Raw genomic sequence first — 2745 nt, 5'->3', positions numbered from 1 at the left:
GCGACTCCGACCGGACTTGAACCGGCGACCTCCGCCGTGACAGGGCGGCGCTCTAACCAACTGAGCTACGGAGCCACAAGTAGTGAACTACTCATGAAATCCAACCTTGCGGTTGATTTCGTACCCCCGGAGAGAGTCGAACTCTCGTTGTCAGATTGAAAGTCTGATGTCCTAACCGTTAGACGACGGGGGCGAACAACTCGATTGATATTACGGGAGTCTTTTCAGATGCGCAACTCTCGGCGTGTCGCGATGGTGGCTATCTACTGGAATCCTTGTATTTTCAACGATCTTGCGTTGTTGTCGAGTTGTCTGACTGGGTTATCGGGCTCGATAGGAGAAGTCGTGGATCACGCGTCCGGCGTCAATGCCCTTCTTCTCGAAATTGGTGAGCACGCGGCCGTCGAATCGCTCGGATTCGGTGAAATCGGCGTGGGGGAGCGTGGCTGCGGTGTCCGCGGTGCCCTTGCTGACGTGCTCGGTGGGCAGGCTCACGGTGATCGTGCCGGCGTTCTCAAAGTCGTTGCGGCCGTCCATCACCTCGTGCACGTGCAGCGCGTAGTCCTCGATGTCGGTGGCGATGCGCCACAGGCCGCCTTCGCGCAATGCGCGGTGCACCTCCGCGGCGAGGGCGTCCTGCACGATGCGGCGCTTGTGGTGACGGGTCTTGGGCCACGGATCGGGGAAGAACGTCCATACCTCCTCGAGGAGGCCGGATTCGCAGACCTTCATCAGGTCGGGGGCGTTCACCTCGGCCACGCGCAGATTGGAGAGCTCGTACTTGCCGGCCTTGAGCAGTGCGTGGGCCACGCCCGGACGATACACCTCCAGTGCCAGAAAGTTCGTCTCCGGATTGTTCTGCGCGGCGGCGACGATGTTCTCGCCCTGACCCGTGCCGATCTCCACGATCAGCGGGTTGCCGTTGCCCCACGTGCGTTCCGTAAACGCGCGGTCGAAGCGGAAGTCGGGCGCGACCGACAGTTCGCGGCCTCCCACCTGGGGAAGATCGAGCAGATAGGTGTCGGCGTAGTTGTCCCATGCCTTCTGCAGGCGCTTGTCGAGTCGCGAGGAGCGGCGGACGAACGACATGAGTTCGCGATGCTCGTAGGGGCGTTCCGCGGCGGTCTCGCCGGCCGGTGCGATGGGTGTGGAATCGTTCATGAAAAACTCCGATTGCTGAATCGTGATATCGATGATGCTTCCCACCCTAGCGAACCGTCGCGAATGGGTTCGGCCGCGTCCGTGGCGCGGCAATGAAAAACGGGCCCGCGACTGCCGTGTTCGTGCAGTCGCGGGCCCGTTCGTCATGCCGTCATAGTGTGATCACACTATCAGTCGGCCTGCTTCCAGTGCTCGACGTCGATGTGATGCTCGGGGTTGGCCTGCCAGGCCTCCCATGCGGAGCGAACGATGTCCTCCACGTTGTACTTGGCGTGCCAGCCCATCTCCTCGTTGATGCGCTTGGGGGAGCCGATCAGGTGCGGCGGGTCGCCGGCGCGGCGGGCCATCACGGTCTCCTTGAACGGCAGGCCGGTGACCTTCTTCAGCTCGTCGACGATCTGGCGCACGGAGGTGCCCTCGCCGGTGCCCACGTTGAAGGCGTCGTACTTGCGCTCGTCGCGGTCGAGGTAGCTCAGCGCAGCGATGTGCGCGTCGGCCAGATCGGAGACGTGGATGTAGTCGCGCACGCAGGTGCCGTCCGGAGTGGGGTAGTCGTCGCCGAAGATCGCCGGGGCCTTGCCCTTCTTCAGGCGATCAAGCAGCATCGGGATCAGGTTCAGGATGGCCGGATCCTCGAGCTCCACCGGGCCGCAGCCGGCCACGTTGAAGTAGCGCAGCGCGCAGAAGCGGATGCCGAACGGCTCCTCGCAGGCGCGGGCCATCCACTCGCCGAACAGCTTGGTCTGGCCGTACGGGTTGATCGGCAGCATCGGCACCACGTCCTCGGGCACCACGTCCACCGGCGGAACGCCGTAGGTGGCGGCGGAGGAGGAGAAGACGAGCTTCTTGGCCTTCTTGGACTTGGTCATGCCGGTGAGCACGTTGAGCATGCCGTTGATGTTCTGCTGGTAGTACCACAGCGGCTTCTCGACGGACTCGCCCACCTGCTTGCGGGCGGCGAAATGGATCACGGCCTCGACGTCCTCGGCGTCAAGGATCTCGGCCAGGCGCTCGCCGGCGCCCGGCGCGGAGATGTCCATGCCGTACAGACGGGAGCCTTCGATGCGGGTGGGCTTGCCGTAGCTCAGATCGTCGACGACGACGACCTTCTCGCCGGCCTGATGAAGGGCGTGGACCACGTGTGCGCCGATATAGCCGCAGCCTCCTGTGACCAGAACTGTCATGGTGTACCTTCCTGACATGGCGGGCGGTGTCATTGCGCGTCGGCGGGATGTATCGATGATGCTGTTGGCCCGCGACGCAAAATGTTCACTTTTGCTCGCTTTTGTTATCTTTTCTAACATCTTCAGTATAGCCCACCGTTGGGCGACATGCAGACAAAACCACGGTAAATCATAGGCCGGTGTGTAAACAAGATGATTTCGTTGGAATTTCAACGGTTTTCAAGGTTTTGGGCATAATGCGACACGCCGAACGACGTCTCGATTTGCATCATTCGCGCATTCATGTAATATTTCTACTCGTTGCTTCAAGCGAAGTCAACAAGATGGCTCCGTAGCTCAGTTGGTTAGAGCGCCGCCCTGTCACGGCGGAGGTCGCCGGTTCAAGTCCGGTCGGAGTCGC

General features: G+C 61.7%; 2 protein-coding genes and 3 tRNA genes. 1 reads left to right on the top strand and 4 read right to left on the bottom strand.

Going from position 1 to position 2745, the window contains the following annotated elements; translation table 11 throughout:
• Position 1 precedes the first annotated feature (1 nt).
• From D2E23_RS11490 to galE, 4 genes are all read right to left on the bottom strand, one after another.
• Positions 2-75 (bottom strand) — tRNA-Asp (locus D2E23_RS11490).
• Between the two features lie 46 nt (positions 76-121).
• Positions 122-193 (bottom strand) — tRNA-Glu (locus tag D2E23_RS11485).
• Between the two features lie 128 nt (positions 194-321).
• Positions 322-1161, bottom strand: a complete 840-nt coding sequence (gene trmB / locus D2E23_RS11480; RefSeq protein WP_126031025.1) for a tRNA (guanosine(46)-N7)-methyltransferase TrmB — start codon at positions 1159-1161, stop codon at positions 322-324.
• A gap of 170 nt (positions 1162-1331) precedes the next feature.
• Positions 1332-2345, bottom strand: a complete 1014-nt coding sequence (gene galE / locus D2E23_RS11475; protein WP_126031024.1) for a UDP-glucose 4-epimerase GalE — start codon at positions 2343-2345, stop codon at positions 1332-1334.
• 325 nt (positions 2346-2670) lie between these two features.
• On the opposite strand from galE, the gene D2E23_RS11470 reads away from it, so the two are divergent.
• Positions 2671-2744, top strand: a tRNA-Asp gene (locus D2E23_RS11470).
• Position 2745: the final 1 nt, after the last annotated feature.

It is taken from the genome of Bifidobacterium callimiconis, from assembly GCF_003952005.1.
Lineage (GTDB): Bacteria > Actinomycetota > Actinomycetes > Actinomycetales > Bifidobacteriaceae > Galliscardovia > Galliscardovia callimiconis.
The sequence above is the reverse complement of the archived record's forward strand: the minus strand, read 5'-3'. Positions and strand labels throughout refer to the sequence as shown.

Bases quoted from the DNA above. Each gene is read 5' to 3' on its own strand.
- trmB (WP_126031025.1), bottom strand. From the start codon at position 1,161: ATGAACGATTCCACACCCATCGCACCGGCCGGCGAGACCGCCGCGGAA.
- galE (WP_126031024.1), bottom strand. From the start codon at position 2,345: ATGACAGTTCTGGTCACAGGAGGCTGCGGCTATATCGGCGCACACGTG.